The organism is Streptomyces sp. NPDC012637 (assembly GCF_042954805.1).
Lineage (GTDB): Bacteria > Actinomycetota > Actinomycetes > Streptomycetales > Streptomycetaceae > Streptomyces.
On the sequence record NZ_JBIBDS010000002.1, the window covers coordinates 854988 to 875033 of the forward strand.

Genomic DNA, 20046 nt, shown 5'->3' on the forward strand with positions numbered 1-20046 from the left:
CAGCTCCTTCAGATCCTCGGATCCCTCAGAGGCCCGCGGCCGTCTTGAGGGCGTCGACCCGGTCGGTCCGCTCCCAGGTGAACTCCGGCAGCTCCCGGCCGAAGTGCCCGTACGCCGCCGTGGCCGCGTAGATCGGGCGCTTCAGGTCCAGGTCGCGGATGATCGCGGCCGGCCGCAGGTCGAAGACCCGGCTGACGGCTTCCTGGATCTTCTCGTCGGGCAGCGTGCCGGTGCCGAACGTCTCCACGAACAGGCCCACGGGCTCGGCCTTGCCGATCGCGTACGCGACCTGCACCTCGCACCGCTTGGCCAGCCCGGCGGCGACCACGTTCTTGGCGACCCAGCGCATCGCGTACGCGGCCGAGCGGTCCACCTTCGAGGGGTCCTTGCCGGAGAAGGCACCGCCGCCGTGGCGGGCCATGCCGCCGTACGTGTCGATGATGATCTTCCGGCCGGTGAGGCCGGCGTCGCCCATCGGGCCGCCGATCTCGAAGCGCCCGGTCGGGTTGACCAGCAGCCGGTAGCCGTCGGACTCCAGGTTCACGCCCTCCTCGACGAGCTCCTTGAGGACGTGCTCGACGACGTGCTCGCGGACGTCCGGCGTGAGCAGGCCCTCGACGGAGATGTCGGCGGCGTGCTGGGAGGACACCACGACGGTGTCGAGGCGGACCGGCCGGTCGCCGTCGTACTCGATGGTGACCTGGGTCTTGCCGTCGGGCCGCAGGTACGGGACGGTGCCGTTCTTGCGGACCTCGGTGAGCCGCCGTGACAGCCGGTGGGCCAGCGCGATCGGCAGCGGCATCAGCTCGGCGGTGTCGTCGCAGGCGTAGCCGAACATCAGGCCCTGGTCGCCGGCGCCCTGCTTGTCGAGCTCGTCCTCCTGGGAGGCTCCCCCGACACGGGACTCGTACGCCGTGTCGACGCCCTGCGCGATGTCCGGGGACTGCGCGCCGATCGACACCGACACGCCGCAGGAGGCGCCGTCGAAGCCCTTCGCGGAGGAGTCGTAGCCGATGTCGAGCACCGCGTCGCGCACCAGCTGCGCTATCGGCGCGTACGCGGCGGTGGTGACCTCGCCGGCGATGTGCACCTGGCCGGTGGTGATCAGGGTCTCCACGGCGACGCGGGAGGACGGGTCCTGGGTGAGGAGCGCGTCGAGGATCGTGTCGCTGATCCGGTCGGCGATCTTGTCGGGGTGGCCCTCGGTCACGGACTCCGAGGTGAACAGGCGGCGGCTCATGCCTGGACCTCCACCGGAGCCTTGGCGAAGAAGGACTGCTCGATGGCGGCGAGGGTGCGGATGGAGTCGACCTCGAGGGTCTCCATCTGGATGGCGGTGCCGCTCTCCTGCTCCAGCAGGAAGACGAACTCGACGAAGGACAGCGAGTCGATGAGCCGGTTCTCGATCAGGTCGAGGTCGGAGGCGATGTCCTCGCGCTCCGGGTGACGCTCGAGGATCCAGTTCTTCACCGTCTGCAGGCCGTCGGCCATGATTGCTCTCCTTTAGCTGCTGCTCGATGAGCTGCTGGGTACGTAAGGGGTGGGGGCGATGATCGGCGCGGCGACCGCGACCGCGTAGTCCACGTCGTGGCTGATGGACACGGTGATCTCGGAGATGCCGGACTCCTGGGCCATCCCGGCCGCGGGTCCGCGCAGCTCCACCAGCGGCCAGCCGCCTTCGGAGCGCCGTACGACGATGTCCGTCCAGGGCAGGAACCTGCCGCGGACGCGCAGCGTCTTGAAGGCCGCTTCCTTGGCCGCGATCCGGCCGCACAGGCTCAGGATGTCCAGCCCTGCGGCGGTGCGGCAGTCGGCGAGTTCGCCGGGGGTGAGCATCCGCTCGAAGAACTTCTCCCCGTACTGCGCGAGAAGCCTGCGGACACGGTTGACGGACACGATGTCCATGCCGAGGTTCGCCCAGCCCAGGCCGCCCGCCGGCGGGGCGACGGGACGGGCCGGCACGTCAGATCACCGGCCCGGCCGCGAGGCTCGCATCGGCCCGCAGTCGGGCGTCCGCGTCGAGGACCGCCCGGGTGGCGGACTCCCAGTCGCCGTGCCGGCGGGTGAGCGCCGACAGCCAGCGTTCCAGGCCGAAGGCGACACAGCTGGTGAAGGCGGGCCCGCCGGTGGACTCCAGGGTGATGCCGCAGCGGTCGCCGAAGAAGTTCCGGTGCGTGTTGACCGAGGCGATGGCCAGGTCCTCGTACAGGAACTCGTGCTTCACCGGCGTGAGCCGCTGGAGCAGGGCCTTCGAGCCGCCCTTGTCGAAGAACGGGTCGCAGGCGGCTTCCTTGCGCAGCGGCAGGTCGAGTGCCGCGGCGAAGGCGTGGATGCGGGCGGTGAAGTCCGCGAGGTGGTTCTCGGCGTGCTCGCGGGAGCCGACGGCGACGATCTCCCGCATGCGGAAGCCGAGTTGCCGTCGCATCCCCTCGTAGTGCGTCTCCTTGCGGAAGCACCAGGAGCAGACGGTCACCAGGTGGTCGTCGGCGACCCGGGTGCCCTGGTGGGTGAGGTAGACGGCGTAGCAGGACGCCGAGGGCAGTCCGAGCGCGGCCGGTTCGAGCGCGGCGGTCGGAAAGCAGCCGGTGTCGGTGGAGAAGGGCTCGGTCGCGCGGCGCTCCAGGTCGAGCGGGGCGGCGACGACGGCCTGGTGGGGGAAGTTGTCGTAGTAGTCGAGCCGGGCCAGGTCGGCGGCCGGGAGCAGCGGGGGCATGGTCATCGGGCGGGCGCCCGCGGCCACTCCCCAGCCCTCGAAGGTGTCGTCGAGGAGCCGCAGCAGGCGGGTCCCCTCCGGGCCGAGCGTGGGCAGGCCCCTGGTCGCCCCGACGTTCTGCTCGGGGGTCGTCATGGTCATGATCGGTGCACCTCTCGGTGGGAGGTTCCTGGGGACTCAGACGATGGGCAGGCTGTCGTCGGAGAAGATCCCGGTCTTGAGGAAGAAGGCGAGCGGCTTGCGGATCGCCTTGCGCTCGTGCGGGCGGCGGCGCTCGTCGGCGACGAGGGAGTTGCGCAGCGCCAGCGGGTCGGGGATGCCGGCGTCGCGGTACACGTGGGGGTTGTAGAGCGAGTTGATGCTGTAGACGACGTAGCGCTTGAGGTACGCCTCGACCTCGCGGACCCGCTCGGCGCTGACCGCCTGGCACATCCGCTGGTGGAGGAGGCTGACCAGCTCGCGGCCGAACGCGATGTGGCGGGACTCGTCCTGGTGGTGGATCCGGTTGACCTCGCGGATGGTGTGGCACAGGGCGTCGTCCTTGGCCATCCGGGAGTTGTAGTGGTCGACCAGCTCCTCGAAGAACAGGATGCGCGTGAAGACGAGGAAGTTCTCGACCTCGGGCTCCCAGGCGGCGTCGGCGCGCATGGCGGTGGATCCGTAGATCTTGTTGCCGTAGCGGCGGCAGAACTCGGAGAAGAACCACATGTGTTCGTTCTCCTCGCCGATGAAGTGGTGGAAGAAGTCCGAGGGGACCTCGAAGCCCGGCATGTGGATGCGGCCGACGACCTCGATGAGGAGCTCGCGGATGCCGTGCACGTTGAGGCTGTAGAAGTTGACGGACTCCCACTTCGACAGGCGCTGAAGCGTTTCCTCGCCGAGGGTGTCGAAGTGCTCGGTGCCGTAGACGGTGAGCAGCTCCGGCGTCATCCAGTACCGGTTCTCCTCCAGGCTCTCGGGCCACTGGAAGGTCTGGTACGGGTTGTAGTAGTCCTCGACGGAGCGCTCGCTGAGGCGCGAGAGCACCTCCATGAACCGGTCGGTGACGGGCAGCGGGGCGGTGACGCCCATGGTGTGACTCCTTGTGACGGGTGGGGCGGAGCGCTCGCGGGGGCGGACGGGGACCCGGGGAGCGGCGGCGCCGGACTGTCGGTGCCGGACGACGGGAGCGGGCCGTCAGGGCCGGACTTCGTAGACCGCGTTGACCGGGGTCTCGGTGGCGCGCCGCCAGCGGGTGAAGCCGGCCTCCTCGGCGATGGCGCGGAAGGCCTTCTCGCCGGAATGGTTGCCGAGGGCGTGCGGGCCGCGCTGGGCGACGGCGACGGGCAGGCACATCACGGCGGACAGGGCCATGAACATGCGGGCCGCCGGGGTCTGGGTGTCGATGTCGGCCGGCGACACGTTCGACTCGACCAGCATCCAGGTGCCGTCGGCGTCGAGCGACTTGTGGACGTGCTGGGCCGCGGCGACCGGGTCGCCCATGTCGTGCAGGGCGTTGAAGAAGCACACCAGGTCGTAGCCGGAGCCCGGGTAGTCGTCGGCGGACGCCACGTCGAAGACGACCCGGTCGGACAGACCGGCCTCCTCGGCGAGCTGCCGCGCGATGGAGATGGCCTCCTCGGAGTAGTCGAAGCCGTGGATCGTGGCGTTCGGGAAGGCCTTGGCGATGAGCAGCGTGGTGTGGCCGACGCCGCAGCCGACGTCGGCGACGGTGCCGCCGTTCGCCAGCTTGTCGGTGACCTCGTGCAGGGCGGGCAGCCAGTCCGGGACGAGCTTGTGCTCGTACGTCGGCTGGAAGAAGGAGCCCATGCCGGTGTCGAGGGCCGCGTCGTGCTCGGCCCAGCCCACGCCGTCACCGGTCCGGTACGCCTCGACGAGCAGGTCCTCGGTGGCGTACAGCGCCTTGAGGGCGGTGAAGAAGCCGGCGGCGAAGGTGACGGCCGTCGGGTCGGCGAGCACGGCGACGTGGTCGGCGGGCAGCGTGTACGTGAGGGAGCTGGGGTGCCGCTCCACGTAGCCGGCGGACAGCTGGGCGTGCAGCCACTCCTCGATGTACCGCTCGTTGGTGCCGGTCTTCTCGGCGAGCGCGGCGGCGGTGAGCGGGCCGTGGTCGGCGAGGGCCCGGTAGAGGCCGAGGCGCTCGCCGAGGGCGACGGTCAGTCCGCGCACGGCGGCGCCGGCGTCGGTGATGACCTTCTGGTGGAAGTCGTGGGCGCTCATGCGGCCGTCTCCTCCTTGTACGCGGGGAGGTCACAGGTGAAGAGGAAGGAGCGGGGCACGCCCGGGACGGAGCGGGCCGGGACCGGGTAAGGCCAGCGGTCGAAGTGGGCGCCGGGCTCACCCGGCTGCCTGACCTCGCGCACGGCCCAGCCGCAGTCGTCGAGCAGCTCCTCGGGCTCCTCGGTGCCGAAGAGCCACGGGTTGCCGTCCTCCTCCAGCGCCTTGAGGAAGCCGCGGGCGAGCGGGTTCACCAGGGCGGCCTTGGAGATGACGTCGCCGAGCAGCACGGAGCCGGGCGCCGCGTGCGCGGAGAGCGTCGAGATGAGGGTCCGCACCGCCTGCTCGGGCAGGAAGAACAGCAGGCCCTCGACCACCCACAGGACGGGCTCGTCGCTTTTCCATCCCGCCTCCTTGAGGGGGCCGGTCCAGTCCTGGGTGAGGTCGACCGGGACGGTGATCCGGGTGCGGCCGGCCGGCTGCGGCTCGTCGGCGAGCATCGCGGCCTTGGCCTCCAGGAGCGCCGGGCGGTCGAGCTCGTAGACGGTGACGCCGTCGGGCCAGGGCAGTCGGAAGAAGCGGGTGTCCATGCCGGCGGCGAGGAAGACGACCTGACGGATGCCGCGCTCCTCCACCGCCTTGACGATGGCCCGGTCGAGGTAGGTGGTGCGGATGGCGAGGAACGGCACGGTGCCGCCGCCGGCGTAGCGCTCGAGCAGTTCGAAGCCGATCTGGTCGGCGACGGTGCGCGCGTAGGGATCGGCGAACAGCCGGTCCTCGCGCTCGGTCTCCAGGGCACGCGCGGCGGCGGTCCACTGGGCGGTGCGGGATACGGCCTCCACGGGAGGTCCCCCTTCACTGGTGGATTCGCTGGTGGATTCGCTGGTGGTTGCGAGGGATGGGGAGAGACGGCGGGATTCGGACGGCCGTGCTCAGGGGCCCGACGAGGACGGTCGTCAGGCGCTCATGGCGGCTGCGGGCGCGCTCTTCCTCGCTCGGGTGCAGCACCCGGCGGGATCCTCGGCGGCGGGCATCGACGACAGACGTCCGGCCTCGGATCCGGCGGGACGGCGCCGGAAGATGCTGTGCAGGACCATGCTGAACACGGCCGTCCCGTCGGCGGCCACCAGCGTGCAGCGCGGCTTGACGGTGCCGCTGGTGGGGTTGAACGGCGACGGCGTGGCGCCGAGGATCTCCACGCGCGCCGTGAGGACGTCCCCGGGACGCACGGGACGCAGGTAGCGGACCTCGTCGATGCCGGGCGAGCCCAGACAGGCGCTGTAGGCGAGCAGTCCGTCGACGTAACGGCGCATGAACATCGACTGGGTGTGGAAGCCGCTGGCGATCAGTCCGCCGAACGGCGAGTCCTTGGCGAGCTCGGGGTCCGTGTGGAAGGGCTGCGGATCGAAGCGCTTTCCGAACTCCAGCACCTCCTCCGCCGTGACGGTGACGGTGCCCAGCTCGTGGACGTCGCCGGGCCGGAAGTCCTCGAAGTAGCGCATCGCGCGCCCCCCTTGACCTAGGAGTTGTCGTTCCCTGGCATCTCCTAATTTACGAATCGACCATTTATTTTGTCAACCCAAAAGAAGGCCGGAACTCGAAGGAACGCCCCTCAGTCGAGGGGCCGTTCGGGGGTTCGTCCGCCGGGCCGCGCGACGGCCCGTTCGAGGGCCTGCTCGATGTCGCCCCACAGGTCCTCGACGGCCTCGATCCCGACCGACATCCGCACCAGCCCCGGCGCGATCCCGGCCGCGGCCAGGGCGTCGCCGTCCAGCTCGCGGTGCGAGGTGGACGCCGGGTGGGTGACCAGGGACTCCACGCCGCCGAGCGACAGGGCGAGCCGGGCGACCCGCACCCGCTCGATGAAGGCCCGGCCGGCCTCCCGGCCGCCCGCGAGCTCGAAGGAGAGCAGCCCGCCGCCGCCGGACAGCACCTTGCGGGCCGTCTCGTACGAGGGATGGCCGGGAAGCGACGGATGGTGGACGGCCGTGACGTCGCCCCTGACTTCGCTCCGGGCCGCGAGCCGCTGGGCGAGCACGGCGGCGTTCAGGCAGTGCTCGCGCATCCGCAGCGGCAGCGTGGCGATCCCGCGCAAGGTCAGCCAGGCCGCGAACGGATCGGCGCAGGCCCCGAGTTCGACGGTGCGCGGCCACACCGCGCGGCGCAGCGCGTCGTCGGCGAAGACGGCGGCGCCACCGAGCACGTCGGAGTGGCCGGCCAGGTACTTGGTGGTGGAGTGCACGACGACGTCCGCGCCCAGCTCGACGGGCCGGCACAGCACGGGCGAGGCGAGCGAGTTGTCGACGACGCTGGTCACGCCGAGGAAGCGGGCCGCGGCCAGCAGTCCGGGCAGGTCGGGCACCTGGCCGGTGGGGTTGGCGATCGTCTCCAGGACGAGCAGCCGGGTGGCGGGGTGCGCGGCGGCCCGCTCGAACTCCTCCACGTCGTCGCCGGATATGTACGTGACCCGGATGCCGTAGCGGGCGGCGAGGTCCGACAGGACGGCGTACGTCCCGCCGTACAGGCAGCGCTGCGCCACCACCCGGTCGCCCGGCTTCAGGAGCGCGAGCAACACGCCGCTGATCGCCCCCATCCCGGACGCGAAGGCGATGGCCCCGGCGCCTCCTTCGAGCCCGGCGAGCGTCTGCTCCAGGGCCCGCACGGTCGGATTGCCGCGCCGGCCGTAGACGTACTGCCCGTCGGGCCCGGCCATGGCCTCGGCGAGCGCGTCGGCGGAGGAGAAGGCGAAGGCGGAGGACTGGACGAGGGGCACGGAGAGCGGGTGACTGCCGCTGGGAAGCGGGGGGTTGGAGACGTGGACGGCGCGGGTGCTGAGCTGCACGGCGAGTTCCTCTCGGGGATACGGGAAAGGGCTCGGGTACGGAAAGGGGGCCGGGCACGGAAGAGCCGGCCGGAACAGGGCTCGGGTACGGAAAGGGGGCCGGGCACGGAAGAGCCGGCCGGAACAGGGCTCGGGTACGGAAAAGGGGGCCGCCCGACGGCCGGTGAACGGACATCGGGCGGCCCCTCCGGGGGTGCGGCCGGGTCAGGCGGAGACCTTGTCGCCCTGCTGCTGCGGGGCGGGGGCCGGCGCCTCGGCGGCGAGGGCCTTGTCGGACTTCATCACCAGGAGGGTGACGACACCGCCGACCGCGGCGATGATCGCGGCGCCGATGAAGGCCGCGGAGAAGCCCTCCGTCAGCTTCGGCAGGTTGCCGAGCTGGTCGGCGCCCTGCGACATGGCGACCGCGGTGAGCGCGGCGAGGCCGAGCGCGGAGCCGACGTTGTAGGTGGTGTTGACGATGCCGGAGGCGAGACCGGCCTGCTCCTGCGGGGCGCCGGACATCGCGGCGATCATGGCCGGGATGTAGGCGAGGGACATGCCGAGGGCGGCGACCAGCGAGGCCGGCAGGACGTCGACGAGGAAGGTGCCGGTGGGCTCGACGGCGGCCAGCCAGACCAGACCGGCGGCGAGGAGCAGCAGACCGACGCCGATGAGCGGCTTGGCGCCGACCTTGGCCATGAGCCGGGCGGTGATGGCCGTCATGAAGATCATGAGGAGCACGGTCATCGGGAGCAGCGCGGCACCGGAGGCGAAGGCGCCGTAGCCGAGGACCTGCTGGAGGTAGAGGTTGAGGAAGTACCACATCGGGATCCAGGCGGCGCCGAGCAGCGTCATCGCCAGGTTGGCGGAGCCGAGGCGCGGGACCCGCCACACGCTGAGCGGCATGAGCGGCTCGCGGACGGCCTTCTGGATCACGAAGAAGAGGACGATGAGCGCGGCGGCGCCGACCAGCTCCAGGATGGTGGCGGTCGCGCCCCAGCCGACCTCGGGGGCCCGGACGACCGCGAAGACACCGAGGGCGAGACCGGCGGTGACGGCGACGGCGCCGAGGACGTCGACGGAGCCGCGGCGGGACTCGACGTTCGGGAGGAGCTTCGTCGCGGCGAGGGTGGCCAGACCGATCGGGACGTAGATGATGAAGCACCACTGCCAGGCGGCCCACTCGGTGAACACGCCGCCGAGGAACACACCGGCGGTGCCGCCGGCCGGGGCGGCGGCACCGTAGAGCGCCATCGCCTTGCCCAGCTCACGCGGGTCGTGCATGAAGAGCATCATCAGCAGGGTCATGGCGGACGGCGCGATGAGCGCACCGCCGACGCCCTGGACGGCGCGGCCGGCGATCTCGACCCAGGCGGTCTGCGCGGCCGCGGCGAGGATCGAACCGGCGATCATGATCGCCCAGCCGGACACGAAGATCTTTCGGGCTCCGACCAGGTCGGAGAGGCGGCCGCCGAGGAGCAGCAGTCCGCCGAAGACGATCACGTAGGCGTTGAAGACCCACTGCAGCTCGCCCTGGGAGAAGCCCAGGTCCTCCTGCATCTTCGGCAGTGCGACGCCGATGATCGAGGTGTCCATGATGACCATGAACTGCGCGGCGGCGAGCACGGCAAGTGCCCACCAGCGCCGGGGATTGACGGTTGACATTGCCCTGACCCTTCACTCGCGGTGACATACCCCTGGGGGGTACCTGCGGGAGCACCGTAGCATACCCATGGGGGGTATGTAAGACGAGATGAGGGCCGGATGGAGCACGCGCTTCCGGCGGCAGGGGCCGGGGCCGGGGCGGCAGAATGCGAGCCATGACCGCCCCGATGAAGGCAGCCCAGGAACAGGAACTCCTCCACCGCTGGACCGCGACCCTGCTCGCGGCACGGGCCGGGCGTGAGGGCCCGGACCCGCTCCCGTACGGCCGGAACCTGTTGTCCCGCTGGACGGAGCCGCAGCGCCGCTACCACACCGCCGAGCACCTGCTGGCGGTCCTCGACCGCATCGACGAGCTGTCCGAAAAGGGCGGCGAGGGCGGCGAGTTGGAGCTGGTCCGGCTCGCCGCCTGGTTCCACGACGCGGTCTACCGCCCGGACCGCTCGGAGAACGAGGAACGCTCGGCGGTCCTGGCCGAAAAGGCCCTGCACGAGGCGGGCCTGACCACCCACCAGGTCGCCGAGGTCGCCCGCCTGGTCCGGCTCACCGCCACGCACGACGCCGCCCCCGGCGACCTCAACGGCGAGACCCTGTGCGATGCCGACCTGGCGATCCTGGCGAGCGACCCGGATACGTATAGGGGGTATACGGCCGCGGTGCGCGAGGAGTACGCCTTCGTCCCGGAGGCCGCCTTCCGCGAAGGCCGGGCGGCGATCCTGCGCCACCTCCTCGCCCTGCCCCGGCTGTTCCGCACGCCGTACGGAGCGGCGGTCTGGGAGGAGAAGGCACGGGAGAACCTGGAGGAGGAGCTGAGGCGGCTGACGGAGGCCTGACCCGGCCCGCCCGCCCGGCCGTCGCGCGTATCCTCTCGCCGTCCCCCGTTGGAGGGGTACACGTCAACGAGAGAGCAGGACCTGTCCCGTGCGACCCAGAGTCATCCGGGCGGCGGCGGCCGCGGCCGCCGCGCTCGCCCTCACGCTCGCGGGTGCGGTGGTCACCGCCGCACCGGCGAGCGCCGCGTCCACCACCTTCGACTACGAGGTGACCCGGAACGCCGACGCCTACCTCGACGTCCCCGGCACCGAGATCGCCTTCGACGCGGCCGCCGGCGAGCGGTCCTACCTGTGGTCCCGCTTCTTCACCACGCAGCCGGTCGACAGCCTGTCCGCCGGCGACAACATCGGCAACACCTTCGCCATCCGCTGCCGCAACGCCGACGGCACCGCGCTCCCCGCCGGTACCGAGGCCGGGGTGTACTGGGCCGCGAACCTCGTTCCGCCGGGCGAGAGCAAGCTGACCGCCGCCCTGCGCTGGGTGTTCGTCGCGCCCTCCGCCGGCAGCTACACCTGCCGCCTCTCGATCGTCTCGTACTCCTCGATCATCGTGAACGGCCGCACCGTCACCATGCGCGTCCCGGCCGGCGCCGAACTCGCCCGCCGTACGGAGCCCGACTACACCGACCAGACGCGCTGGACCCTGCTCGCGGGCAGCGGCACCACGGTCGCCCGCGGCACCACCGCCACCACCCTCGGCTACACGGTCACCCCGACGACCGGCAACCGCCTGTCGATCTACCAGGACGCGGCCCTGTCGACCTGCGCGGCCGGCTCCCCGATCTGCTCCGGTGGCACCACCGCGTACGACGGCACCGTCGTCGAGACCTGGGTCGAGGCCCAGCCGCGCAACCCCGACGGCTCCGTGTGCGGAAGTCCGATCGCCGGCCCGGTCTCCCGCTGGGACATCACCAACGCCAAGCACCACCAGACCGCGGCGAACACCCTCACCCTGACCACCGCCCAACTCGGCGGCTGCACCCAGGTCCGCGCGACCCTGAAGGTCCGCAACGTCGACGGCAACCCGGTCAGGATCCACGACGGCTACGCCTCGGGCACGATCGCGGCGACCCACGGCGCGGCGATCACGTACACGGTGGCCTGACGACGCCTGCCGGCGCGCGTCGGCGGGCGTACCGTACGCCCCGCCGGAAGCCCTCCCCGGGTGATCGTCTCGCATCCCGAGACGATCACCCGGGGGAGGAATGACAGGGACTAACCACAGGTTGCCCATGTCATGCCGTCGACCCCTGCCGAAGCCGCACCGCCCGCTCCCGCCCCGGCCGCCGTCGGCGGCCGCATGCCGCTGGCGGTCTACATTCTCGGACTGTCCGTCTTCGCACTCGGCACGAGCGAGTTCATGCTGTCCGGGCTGCTGCCGCCCATCGCGGAGGACATGAACGTGTCCATTCCCCGCGCCGGGCTGCTCATCTCGGCCTTCGCCATCGGCATGGTCGTCGGGGCGCCGCTGCTCGCCGTCGCCACGCTGCGGCTGCCCCGTAAGACCACCCTCGTCGCCCTGATCAGCGTCTTCGGGCTCGGGCAGGTCGCCGGCGCGCTCGCGCCGAACTACGCGGTGCTCTTCGCCTCCCGCGTGGTGAGCGCGCTCGCCTGCGCCGGGTTCTGGGCGGTCGGGGCGGCCGTCGCCATCGCCATGGTGCCGGTCGGCGCCCGGGCACGGGCCATGGCCGTCATGATCGGCGGGCTCTCCATAGCCAACGTGCTCGGGGTGCCCGCCGGTGCCTTCCTCGGCGAGCACCTCGGCTGGCGCTCCGCCTTCTGGGCCGTCGGCGCGGCCTCCGCCATCGCCCTCGTCGGCGTCGTCACCCGCATCCCGCACATACCCCTGCCCGAGACCAAGCCGCGGCTCAAGGGCGAACTGGTCATCTACCGCGACCGGCAGGTGCTGCTCTCCGTCCTGATCACCGCGCTCGCGGCCGGCGGCGTCTTCTGCGCCTTCTCCTACCTCGCCCCGCTGCTCACCGACGTCGCCGGCCTCGACGAGGGGTGGGTCTCCGCCGTCCTCGCGCTGTTCGGCATCGGCGCGCTCATCGGCACGTACATCGGCGGCCGGGTCGCCGACGCCCACCTCTTCGGCGTCCTCCTCAGCGGCATCACCGCCTCCACCGTCTTCCTGGTGGCCCTCGCCCTCCTCGCGTCCAGCCCGGTCGCCACGATCACGCTGACCTTCCTGCTCGGCGTCTCCGCGTTCTACACGGCGCCCGCCCTCAACGCCCGCATGTTCAACGTCGCGGGCGCCGCCCCCACCCTCGCCGGCGCCACCACGACCGCCGCCTTCAACCTCGGCAACACCGGCGGCCCCTGGCTCGGCGGCACGGTCATCGACGCCGGCCTCGGCTTCGCCTCCCCCGCCTGGGCCGGCGCGGCCATGACCCTGCTCGGCCTCGGCGCCGTCGCCGCGTCCCTGCGGCTGACGAAGTCACGCTCGCGGGTGGTCATGGGGGCGTCCGCGAAGGAGCCGGAGCAGACCCCGGTCACACCTCGCTGACCTCACGGTTCCCGAGGGATCGGTGGATCCGCTCGCCGGCCTCGCCGGCTACTCCACGTCCTGACGCGGCAGCTTCTGCCCCTGCGCCGGCCGTCCCTTCGGACGGCGCAGCCCCGCCTCCGTGATCCGGCGGACGATCTCCTTCGAGCCGACCTCGACCGCGCCGGCCGCGACGGCCGAGGCGTAGTGGTCGGAGGGGACGTCGTAGTGGTCGCGCTCGAAGGCGCGGGGCGGGCAGCCGATGGCGGCGGCGAAGGCGTGCAGCTCCTCGAAGGAGACGTCGCTGACCAGGTGCGACCACATGCGGCCGTGACCCGGCCAGGTCGGCGGGTCGATGTAGAGGGTCACGTGAGGCCGCCCACCGGGGCGACCACCACTCCCTGCTTGCCGCAGACCCAGTGCGGGTCCGGGCCCATCTCCGGTTCGACGTCGAGGGCGTGCGGGTCGCCGGAGGCGCAGACCGGGCACAGCGGCCAGCGGCCGTACCGTTCGAGCAGGGCGTCCTGGACGTCCTGCGCTATCAGACCGGCCACGAAGGCCCGGCCCTCGGGCCACTGCTCGACCCACCAGCGGCGGTGGGCGACGGCGTCCTCCACCATCGAGACGACCTCGGCCATGGCGACCTCGCGGGCCACCAGGTCGGCGAGGACCAGGGCGCGGGCGGCATGGAGGGACTGCTCCAAGGGGTCGATGTCGTCCATGTTCACATTCTGCTCCCTGCTCTCGCGGGGGACCAATGTCCTGCGCCGATGCGGACCCGGCCCGGACGGTACGGGGCCTCCGAGGGCTTGACGCTCCCTCCACCCGAAAATATCTTTCAGGTGTGACCAATGACGTGAAGGAAAGTTTCACCGACGCGGGCGGGCCGGGCAACGGGACGGCCGGCGTCGCCGCCGGCACGGCGGCCCCGCTCGCGGCGGCCCCGCCCGCGCCCGCCGCGCTCGCGGCCAAGGTGCGGACCCTCGCCCCCTCCATGACCCGCTCCATGCAGCGGGTCGCCGAGGCCGTCGCCGGCGACCCGGCCGGCTGCGCCGCCCTCACGGTCACCGGTCTCGCCGAGCTCACCGGCACCAGCGAGGCGACCGTCGTGCGCACCGCGCGCCTCCTCGGCTACCCCGGCTACCGCGACCTGCGCCTCGCCCTGGCCGGCCTCGCCGCCCAGCAGCAGTCCGGCCGCGCGCCCTCCGTCACCGCCGACATCGCCGTCGACGACCCGGTCGCCGACGTGGTCGCCAAGCTCGCCTACGACGAGCAGCAGACCCTCGCCGACACCGCCGCCGGACTCGACACCGTCCAGCTCGGCGCCGCCGTCGCCGCCCTCGCCACCGCCCGCCGCATCGACATCTACGGCGTCGGCGCCTCCGGCCTCGTCGCCCAGGACCTCGGCCAGAAGCTGCTCCGCATCGGCCTCGTCGCGCACGCCCACAGCGACCCGCACCTCGCCGTCACCAACGCCGTGCAGCTGCGCTCCGGCGACGTCGCCATCGCCATCACCCACTCCGGCTCCACCGGCGACGTCATAGAACCGCTCCGCGTCGCCTTCGACCACGGCGCCACCACGGTCGCCATCACCGGCCGCCCCGACGGCCCGGTGGCGCAGTACGCCGACCACGTACTGACCACCTCCACCGCCCGCGAGAGCGAACTGCGCCCCGCGGCCATGTCCTCCCGCACCAGCCAACTCCTGGTCGTGGACTGCCTGTTCACCTGCGTCACTCAGCGTACGTACGAGACGGCGGCCCCTGCCCTCGCGGCCTCGTACGAAGCCCTGGCGCACCGCCACTCCCCCCGCACCCGCTGAAAGAGCCGCCACACATGTCCACCAGGTCCGCCTCCGCCTACGCCGAACTGCGCGCCCAGCTGGCCACCCTCACCACCGAGGCCTTCCGCCCCGAACTCGCCGAGATCGACACGCTGCCCACCGCCGAGATCGCCGCGCTGATGAACGCCGAGGACCAGACCGTCCCCGCCGCCGTGGCCGGGCAGCTCCCGGCGATCGCCGCCGCGATCGACGCCACCGCCGAGCGGATGGCCCGCGGCGGCCGGCTCATCTACCTCGGCGCCGGCACCGCGGGACGGCTCGGCGTCCTCGACGCCAGCGAGTGCCCGCCCACCTTCAACACCGACCCCTCCGAGGTCGTCGGCCTCATCGCGGGCGGCCCCTCCGCCATGGTCAGGTCCGTCGAGGGCGCGGAGGACTCCAGGGAACTCGCGGTCGAGGACCTGACCGCGCTCGGCCTGACCGCCGACGACACCGTGGTCGGCGTCTCCGCCTCCGGCCGTACGCCGTACGCCGTCGGCGCCGTCGAACACGCCCGCGCCCACGGCGCGCTCACCATCGGCCTGTCGTGCAACGCGGACAGCGCGCTCGCCGCCGCCGCCGAGCACGGCATCGAGGTCGTCACCGGGCCCGAACTGCTCACCGGATCCACCCGGTTGAAGGCCGGCACGGCCCAGAAGCTCGTCCTCAACATGATCTCGACGATCACCATGATCCGGCTCGGCAAGACCTACGGAAACCTCATGGTCGACGTCCGCGCCTCCAACGACAAGCTCCAGGCCCGCTCGCGCCGCATCGTGGCACTCGCCACCGGCGCGCCGGACGAGCAGATCGAGACCGCCCTCGCCGGCGCCGACGGCGAGGTGAAGACCGCGATCCTGATGATCCTCGCCGACATCGATGCCAAGGCCGCCGAGCAGCGGCTGAAGGACTCCCGGGGCCACCTGCGCGCGGCACTCCACGCGTAGGGCACGGGCCCGCACCCCCTCACAGCAAGGCACCACCGCACATGAGCACAGACGACAAGAACCGCGCCGTCGCCGCCGCGATCCTCCCCCTCGTCGGCGGGCCCGCGAACATCGACTCCGTGGCCCACTGCATGACCCGCCTCCGGCTGGGCCTCCGGGACCGCGCGCTCGTCCAGGACGAGGCCCTGAAGGCCCTGCCGTCGGTGCTGGGCGTGGTGGAGGACGACACGTACCAGATCGTCCTCGGCCCGGGCACGGTCGCCAGGGTGACGCCCGAGTTCGAGGCGCTGGTGGCCGAAGCGGCCGTGAAGCACACGGCGGCGGACCTGGCGGCGGCGGGCGCGGCGATCAAGGCCGCCCGGAAGGCGAAGAACGCCACGCCGTTCAAGCTCTTCCTCCGCCGGATCGCGAACATCTTCGTCCCGCTGATCCCCGCCCTCATCGGCTGCGGCATCATCGCCGGCCTCAACGGCCTGCTCGTCAACCTCGGCTGGCTGCCCGGCATCACCCCGGCGCTCGCCGCCGTCGCCAGCGGATTCATGGCGCTGATCGCGGTCTTCGTCGGCCACAACACGGCCAAGGAGTTCGGCGGTACGGCGATCCTCGGCGGCGCGGTCGCGTCCGTCATCGTCTTCGCGGGCGTCGCGAAGGTCGAGGTCTTCGGCCGGACCCTGTCCCCCGGCCAGGGCGGGGTGCTCGGCGCGCTGGGCGCGGCGGTCCTGGCCGTGCACGTGGAGAAGTGGTGCCGCCGCCGGGTCCCGGAGTCCCTCGACGTCCTCGTCACCCCCACGCTCACGGTCCTGGTCTCCGGCCTGGTCACGGTCTTCGGCCTGATGTACGTGGCCGGCGAGGTCTCCCGGGCCATCGGCGACTTCGCCGACTGGCTCCTCGCGAACGCCGGCGCCGGCGCCGGCCTCGTCCTCGGCGCCCTGTTCCTGCCGCTGGTGATGCTGGGCCTGCACCAGGCCCTCATCCCGATCCACACCACTCTGATCGAGCAGCAGGGCTACACGGTCCTCCTGCCCATCCTGGCGATGGCCGGCGCGGGCCAGGTCGGCGCGGCCATGGCCGTCTACGTGCGCCTCCCCCGCAACGGGTCCATCCGCCGCACCATCAGGTCCGCCCTCCCGGCCGGCTTCCTCGGCGTCGGCGAGCCCCTCATCTACGGCGTCTCGCTCCCCCTGGGCCGCCCCTTCGTCACCGCCTGCGTCGGCGGCGCCTTCGGAGGCGGCTTCGTCGGCCTGTTCAACATGCTCGGCGACAAGGTCGGCTCCACCGCCATCGGCCCTTCCGGCTGGGCCCTCTTCCCCCTCCTCGACGGCAACAAGGGCCTCGGCGAGACCATCGCGATCTACGCGGGCGGGCTCCTGGTCGGTTACGTGGTGGGCTTCGTGGCCACGTACTTCTTCGGCTTCGGCAAGGGGCTGATCGAGGAGTTCGACGTGGACACGGAGACGGAGTCGGAAAGGGAGAAGGGGAGGGAGAGGGAGAGGGAGAGGGAGACGGCGGGGCCGATCACCGAGGACCCGGACTCGAGCGGGGAGCCGGTCGCCGCTCCCGTGAAGGCCTGAGCCGGCAGGCCCGGCAGGTCTCGGCACCTCGACGGAGCTCAGCAGGTCGCATCGGCGGCCGGACGCTCGCCCGTGAGGAGGAAGCGGGTGACCGTCCGGTCGCCGCAGGCGTTGCCGTTGCCCAGGTACATGCCGTGGCCGCCGTGGTCGACGGAGACGAGGCGGGCGCGGGCGCCGAGGGCCGCGCGCATCTCCAGGCCCGCGGAGTGCGGGGTCGAGGGGTCGCGAAGGCCCTGGATCATGAGGATGTTCGACGGGCCCTCGTCGGTGATGCGCGTCGGCTTCTCGACCGGGGAGTCCTTCCAGAAGGAGCAGGGCGTGATGTTGACCGGCATGCCCGCGGTCAGCGGGTGGGCGGCGCGGTCGGCGGCGACGGCGCGCCGGTGGGAGGGGACGGAGCCGCGCCACCGCACGTCGTTGCAGACGACGCCGACGGTGACGGTCGCGTCCTCGTCGGGCATCGGGCCGGACAGCACGGGCGGGAGCGCGGGCGTCCCGCCGGCTTCGCCCGCCTGCTGCACCAGGCGGGCGAAGTCGGCGAAGGCGGCGTCGGAGTAGAGGGCGTTCTGCAGGGCCTGACGGAGCAGGTTGCCGGTCAGCGGCACGCCCGGCGTGGCCGAGGGCTTCGGCTGCCGGTCCAGGCGGGCGGCGAGGCCCAGGACCAGCGGGCGGACGTCCTCGGGCCGTTCGGCGAGCCGCAGCCCGTCGTTCGCGCGGTCCGGGTGCGCCGCCCAGGCCGCGAAGTCGGGGAAGCGGTCGTCGGCGCCGCGCGCCATGCCGGCCAGCCAGCCCTGGGCGACCTTCCTCGGGTCCGGGTCGGCGCTGCTGTCGAGGACGACGCGGTCGGTGCGGTGCGGGAACTTCTGCGCGTACTGGGCGGTGACGTACGTGCCGTACGAGGAGCCCCACGCCGACAGCTTCCGCTCCCCGAGCGCCTGCCGCAGCCGGTCCATGTCCCGGACCTCGTTGGCGGTGGTGAGGCCGCGCAGTTCGGCGCCGCCGTTGCGGGCGCAGGCCTCGGCGACGCGGCGGGAACGCTCCACGTTCTCGTCGATCGAGCCGTCGGCGGCGGGCCAGGCCCGCAGGGTCACCAGGTGCCGGTCCTGCTCGGCGAGCCCGCAGTGCGCCTTGGTGCTGCCGCCGACGCCGCGCGGGTCGAAGGCCACCAGGTCGTACGCCCCGCCCAGCTCCTTCTTCAGGGCCGGCCCCTTCGAGGTCAGCCGCTGCACTCCGGAGCTGCCGGGCCCGCCGGGCACGACGAGGAGGGTGCCGCGCCGGGCCGCGGGCTCGGTGCTGCGGATCCGGGAGACGGCCAGCTCGACCTGCCGGCCGTCCGGGTCGGCGTAGTCGAGCGGCGCCCGGAGCGTGGCGCACTCCTGGCCGAGGCCGGCAGGCCCGCAGGCGCTCCAGGAGAGACCGGGGACGGACGGGGGAACGGGCGCCGGGCCGTGGGACGGGGCGGCGAGAGGGCCGGCGGAGGCGAGGGCGAGAGCGAGCGCGATTCCTGCGTAAGTCGTCATGCGGCAAGCTTTGTTGATCTGCCGTCAGCTCCCCACCCGGCAGGCACGCGGGTACGGGGTGGGGCTGTCCCCCTAGACTCCGGCCCATGACCGACGCCGACGCCCGCACCCGCGACTCCGATTCCACCTCCGCCTCCGTCCGGGCCCTCGTCGCCGACCTGGCGCCGACCGGGACCCTGCGCGCCTCCATCAACCTCGGCAACCCGGTCCTCGCCCAGGGCACTCCCGAGGCTCCCGGCGGCATCACCGTGGACCTCGCCCGCGAGATCGGCGCCCGGCTGGGCGTGCCCGTGGAACTGCTCTGCTTCGACGCGGCCCGCAAGTCGTACGAGGCGATGGCGACCGGACGCGCCGACCTCTGCTTCCTGGCCGTCGATCCGGCGCGCGAGGCGGAGGTCGCGTTCACCGCCCCGTACGTCGTCATCGAGGGCGTGTACGCGGTGCCGCGCGACTCCGAGCTGAAGAGCCCCGCCGACGTCGACGCCCCCGGCGTCCGCATCGGCGTGAAGGCCGGCTCGGCGTACGACCTCCACCTCACCCGCACCCTGCGCCACGCCACCGTCGTCCGGGGCGCGGAGGGCGTCGACACCTTCGCCGAGCAGGGCCTGGAGGCGGGCGCGGGCATCCGCCAGCCGATGACCGCGTACGCCGCGTCCCACCCGGAGGTCCGGCTGCTCGACGAGCGCTTCATGGAGATCCGCCAGGCGGTCGGCACGACCTCGTCCCGGTCTCCGGAGACCGTCGCCTTCCTGCGCGCCACGGTCGAGGAACTGAAGGCGAACGGCTTCGTCGAGGACGCCCTCCGCCGCGCGGACCAGGACCCGGCCCTGCTCGCCCCGCCGGCCCAGGGGGTGTCCGGAAAGTAGCGCCGTCTGCCCGCAGGCCAGGCGGGACTTTGCGGACACCCTCTGGGCCGTTCCTCTCGGATCGGGGCCGGACAGGCCGCGGACCCGGCCGGGATCCGGAAGGGACGGCCCGGGACCCGCCGGGCGAATCGGGGCCGGGCCGCCGGACGGACACCCGGGGCGCCGGACACGGCCTAGGACACGGTCAGCGGGCACCCGTCCCCGACGCGGGCCACCAACTCGCGCCGCATGCGGGCCAGTTCCTCCATCCGCCCGTCGATGACCCGGATCTTCTCCTCGAACAGCGCGGACAGCCGCTCCGCGCTGTCCGGCGCGTCCCGCAGTTCCGCGCCGATGCGGGCGATCTCCGCGAGCGAGAAGCCGAGGGTCTGGGCCGTACGGACGTAGAGGAGCCACGGCACGGCCTCCGGCGGGAAGTCGCGATAGCCGTTGGCGCGGCGCTCGCCGGTGACGAGGCCGCGCTTCTCGTAGAAGCGGATGGTGTCGCGCGCCATGCCGGTCGCGGCGGCGAGTTCGCCGATGAGCATGCGTCTCCTCGAAGGGCTCGGGCTCGGCCCGGGGTTGACCTTGGACCGTGCTCCAC

Annotated in this window: 21 protein-coding genes; 7 read left to right on the forward strand and 14 right to left on the reverse strand. The window is 72.5% G+C overall.

Translation table 11 applies throughout. From position 1 onward, the window contains the following. Positions 1-25: 25 nt before the first annotated feature. From metK to ACFY8W_RS12135, 10 genes are all read right to left on the reverse strand, one after another. Positions 26-1240 carry a methionine adenosyltransferase gene (metK, locus tag ACFY8W_RS12090; protein WP_391103430.1) on the reverse strand — a complete coding sequence of 405 codons (1215 nt, stop codon included), beginning with the start codon at positions 1238-1240 and terminating at the stop codon, positions 26-28. Continuing rightward, positions 1237-1491, reverse strand: a complete 255-nt coding sequence (locus ACFY8W_RS12095) for a phosphopantetheine-binding protein (protein ID WP_391103431.1) — start codon at positions 1489-1491, stop codon at positions 1237-1239. The genes metK and ACFY8W_RS12095 overlap by 4 nt, the downstream gene beginning before the upstream one ends. Positions 1492-1503: 12 nt before the next feature. Next, positions 1504-1962: a holo-ACP synthase gene (acpS, locus tag ACFY8W_RS12100; RefSeq protein ID WP_384410330.1), complete on the reverse strand. Its 459-nt coding sequence runs from the start codon at positions 1960-1962 to the stop codon at positions 1504-1506. Position 1963: 1 nt separating this feature from the next. Further along, complete coding sequence (locus ACFY8W_RS12105; protein ID WP_391103434.1) at positions 1964-2854, reverse strand: hypothetical protein; 891 nt, start codon at positions 2852-2854, stop codon at positions 1964-1966. Between the two features lie 36 nt (positions 2855-2890). Next, positions 2891-3784: a diiron oxygenase gene (locus ACFY8W_RS12110; protein WP_391103437.1), complete on the reverse strand. Its 894-nt coding sequence runs from the start codon at positions 3782-3784 to the stop codon at positions 2891-2893. 105 nt (positions 3785-3889) lie between these two features. After that, positions 3890-4933: a methyltransferase domain-containing protein gene (locus ACFY8W_RS12115; protein WP_391103439.1), complete on the reverse strand. Its 1044-nt coding sequence runs from the start codon at positions 4931-4933 to the stop codon at positions 3890-3892. Then, positions 4930-5772, reverse strand: a complete 843-nt coding sequence (locus tag ACFY8W_RS12120; protein WP_391103442.1) for an SAM-dependent methyltransferase — start codon at positions 5770-5772, stop codon at positions 4930-4932. Before ACFY8W_RS12120 ends, ACFY8W_RS12115 begins: the two co-directional genes overlap by 4 nt. Positions 5773-5886: 114 nt before the next feature. Further along, complete coding sequence (locus tag ACFY8W_RS12125; protein WP_391103444.1) at positions 5887-6432, reverse strand: MaoC/PaaZ C-terminal domain-containing protein; 546 nt, start codon at positions 6430-6432, stop codon at positions 5887-5889. Positions 6433-6542: 110 nt separating this feature from the next. Then, on the reverse strand, positions 6543-7772 hold the full coding sequence (locus tag ACFY8W_RS12130) for an aminotransferase class I/II-fold pyridoxal phosphate-dependent enzyme (protein ID WP_391103446.1): 1230 nt from the start codon (positions 7770-7772) through the stop codon (positions 6543-6545). A 204-nt stretch (positions 7773-7976) separates the two neighbouring features. Then, complete coding sequence (locus ACFY8W_RS12135; protein ID WP_391103448.1) at positions 7977-9419, reverse strand: MFS transporter; 1443 nt, start codon at positions 9417-9419, stop codon at positions 7977-7979. A 146-nt stretch (positions 9420-9565) separates the two neighbouring features. Between ACFY8W_RS12135 and ACFY8W_RS12140 the strand changes: the two genes are divergently transcribed. The 3 genes from ACFY8W_RS12140 to ACFY8W_RS12150 all read left to right on the forward strand — a co-directional run bounded on the left by ACFY8W_RS12140 (position 9566) and on the right by ACFY8W_RS12150 (position 12758). Further along, positions 9566-10249, forward strand: a complete 684-nt coding sequence (locus ACFY8W_RS12140) for a hypothetical protein (RefSeq protein WP_391103450.1) — start codon at positions 9566-9568, stop codon at positions 10247-10249. Between the two features lie 88 nt (positions 10250-10337). Then, positions 10338-11354, forward strand: a complete 1017-nt coding sequence (locus tag ACFY8W_RS12145; protein WP_391103452.1) for a hypothetical protein — start codon at positions 10338-10340, stop codon at positions 11352-11354. 195 nt (positions 11355-11549) lie between these two features. Beyond that, on the forward strand, positions 11550-12758 hold the full coding sequence (locus tag ACFY8W_RS12150; protein WP_391103898.1) for a Cmx/CmrA family chloramphenicol efflux MFS transporter: 1209 nt from the start codon (positions 11550-11552) through the stop codon (positions 12756-12758). Positions 12759-12806: 48 nt separating this feature from the next. Here the strand turns inward: ACFY8W_RS12150 and ACFY8W_RS12155 are convergent, their stop codons facing one another. Continuing rightward, positions 12807-13106 carry a DUF4031 domain-containing protein gene (locus tag ACFY8W_RS12155; RefSeq protein ID WP_391103455.1) on the reverse strand — a complete coding sequence of 100 codons (300 nt, stop codon included), beginning with the start codon at positions 13104-13106 and terminating at the stop codon, positions 12807-12809. Continuing rightward, entirely contained in the window at positions 13103-13459 is a 357-nt protein-coding gene (locus tag ACFY8W_RS12160) for a hypothetical protein (protein ID WP_391103457.1), read from the reverse strand. Before ACFY8W_RS12160 ends, ACFY8W_RS12155 begins: the two co-directional genes overlap by 4 nt. A gap of 122 nt (positions 13460-13581) precedes the next feature. On the opposite strand from ACFY8W_RS12160, the gene ACFY8W_RS12165 reads away from it, so the two are divergent. From ACFY8W_RS12165 to ACFY8W_RS12175, 3 genes are read left to right on the forward strand one after another with little or no spacing between them, the layout of a single operon-like run. Then, positions 13582-14559: an SIS domain-containing protein gene (locus tag ACFY8W_RS12165; RefSeq protein ID WP_391103459.1), complete on the forward strand. Its 978-nt coding sequence runs from the start codon at positions 13582-13584 to the stop codon at positions 14557-14559. Positions 14560-14573: 14 nt separating this feature from the next. Further along, positions 14574-15506, forward strand: a complete 933-nt coding sequence (gene murQ / locus ACFY8W_RS12170; protein WP_391103461.1) for an N-acetylmuramic acid 6-phosphate etherase — start codon at positions 14574-14576, stop codon at positions 15504-15506. Between the two features lie 41 nt (positions 15507-15547). Next, complete coding sequence (locus ACFY8W_RS12175) at positions 15548-17077, forward strand: PTS transporter subunit EIIC (RefSeq protein ID WP_391103463.1); 1530 nt, start codon at positions 15548-15550, stop codon at positions 17075-17077. Between the two features lie 38 nt (positions 17078-17115). Here the strand turns inward: ACFY8W_RS12175 and ACFY8W_RS12180 are convergent, their stop codons facing one another. Beyond that, entirely contained in the window at positions 17116-18597 is a 1482-nt protein-coding gene (locus tag ACFY8W_RS12180) for an alpha/beta fold hydrolase (protein ID WP_391103465.1), read from the reverse strand. Positions 18598-18683: 86 nt separating this feature from the next. Here ACFY8W_RS12180 and ACFY8W_RS12185 point away from each other — a divergent pair, with 86 nt between their 5' ends. Continuing rightward, positions 18684-19463 (forward strand): transporter substrate-binding domain-containing protein, encoded by a 780-nt coding sequence (locus ACFY8W_RS12185; protein ID WP_391103468.1) that lies wholly within the window; start codon positions 18684-18686, stop codon positions 19461-19463. A 173-nt stretch (positions 19464-19636) separates the two neighbouring features. Here the strand turns inward: ACFY8W_RS12185 and ACFY8W_RS12190 are convergent, their stop codons facing one another. Continuing rightward, positions 19637-19990: a MerR family transcriptional regulator gene (locus ACFY8W_RS12190; protein WP_391103470.1), complete on the reverse strand. Its 354-nt coding sequence runs from the start codon at positions 19988-19990 to the stop codon at positions 19637-19639. Positions 19991-20046: the final 56 nt, after the last annotated feature.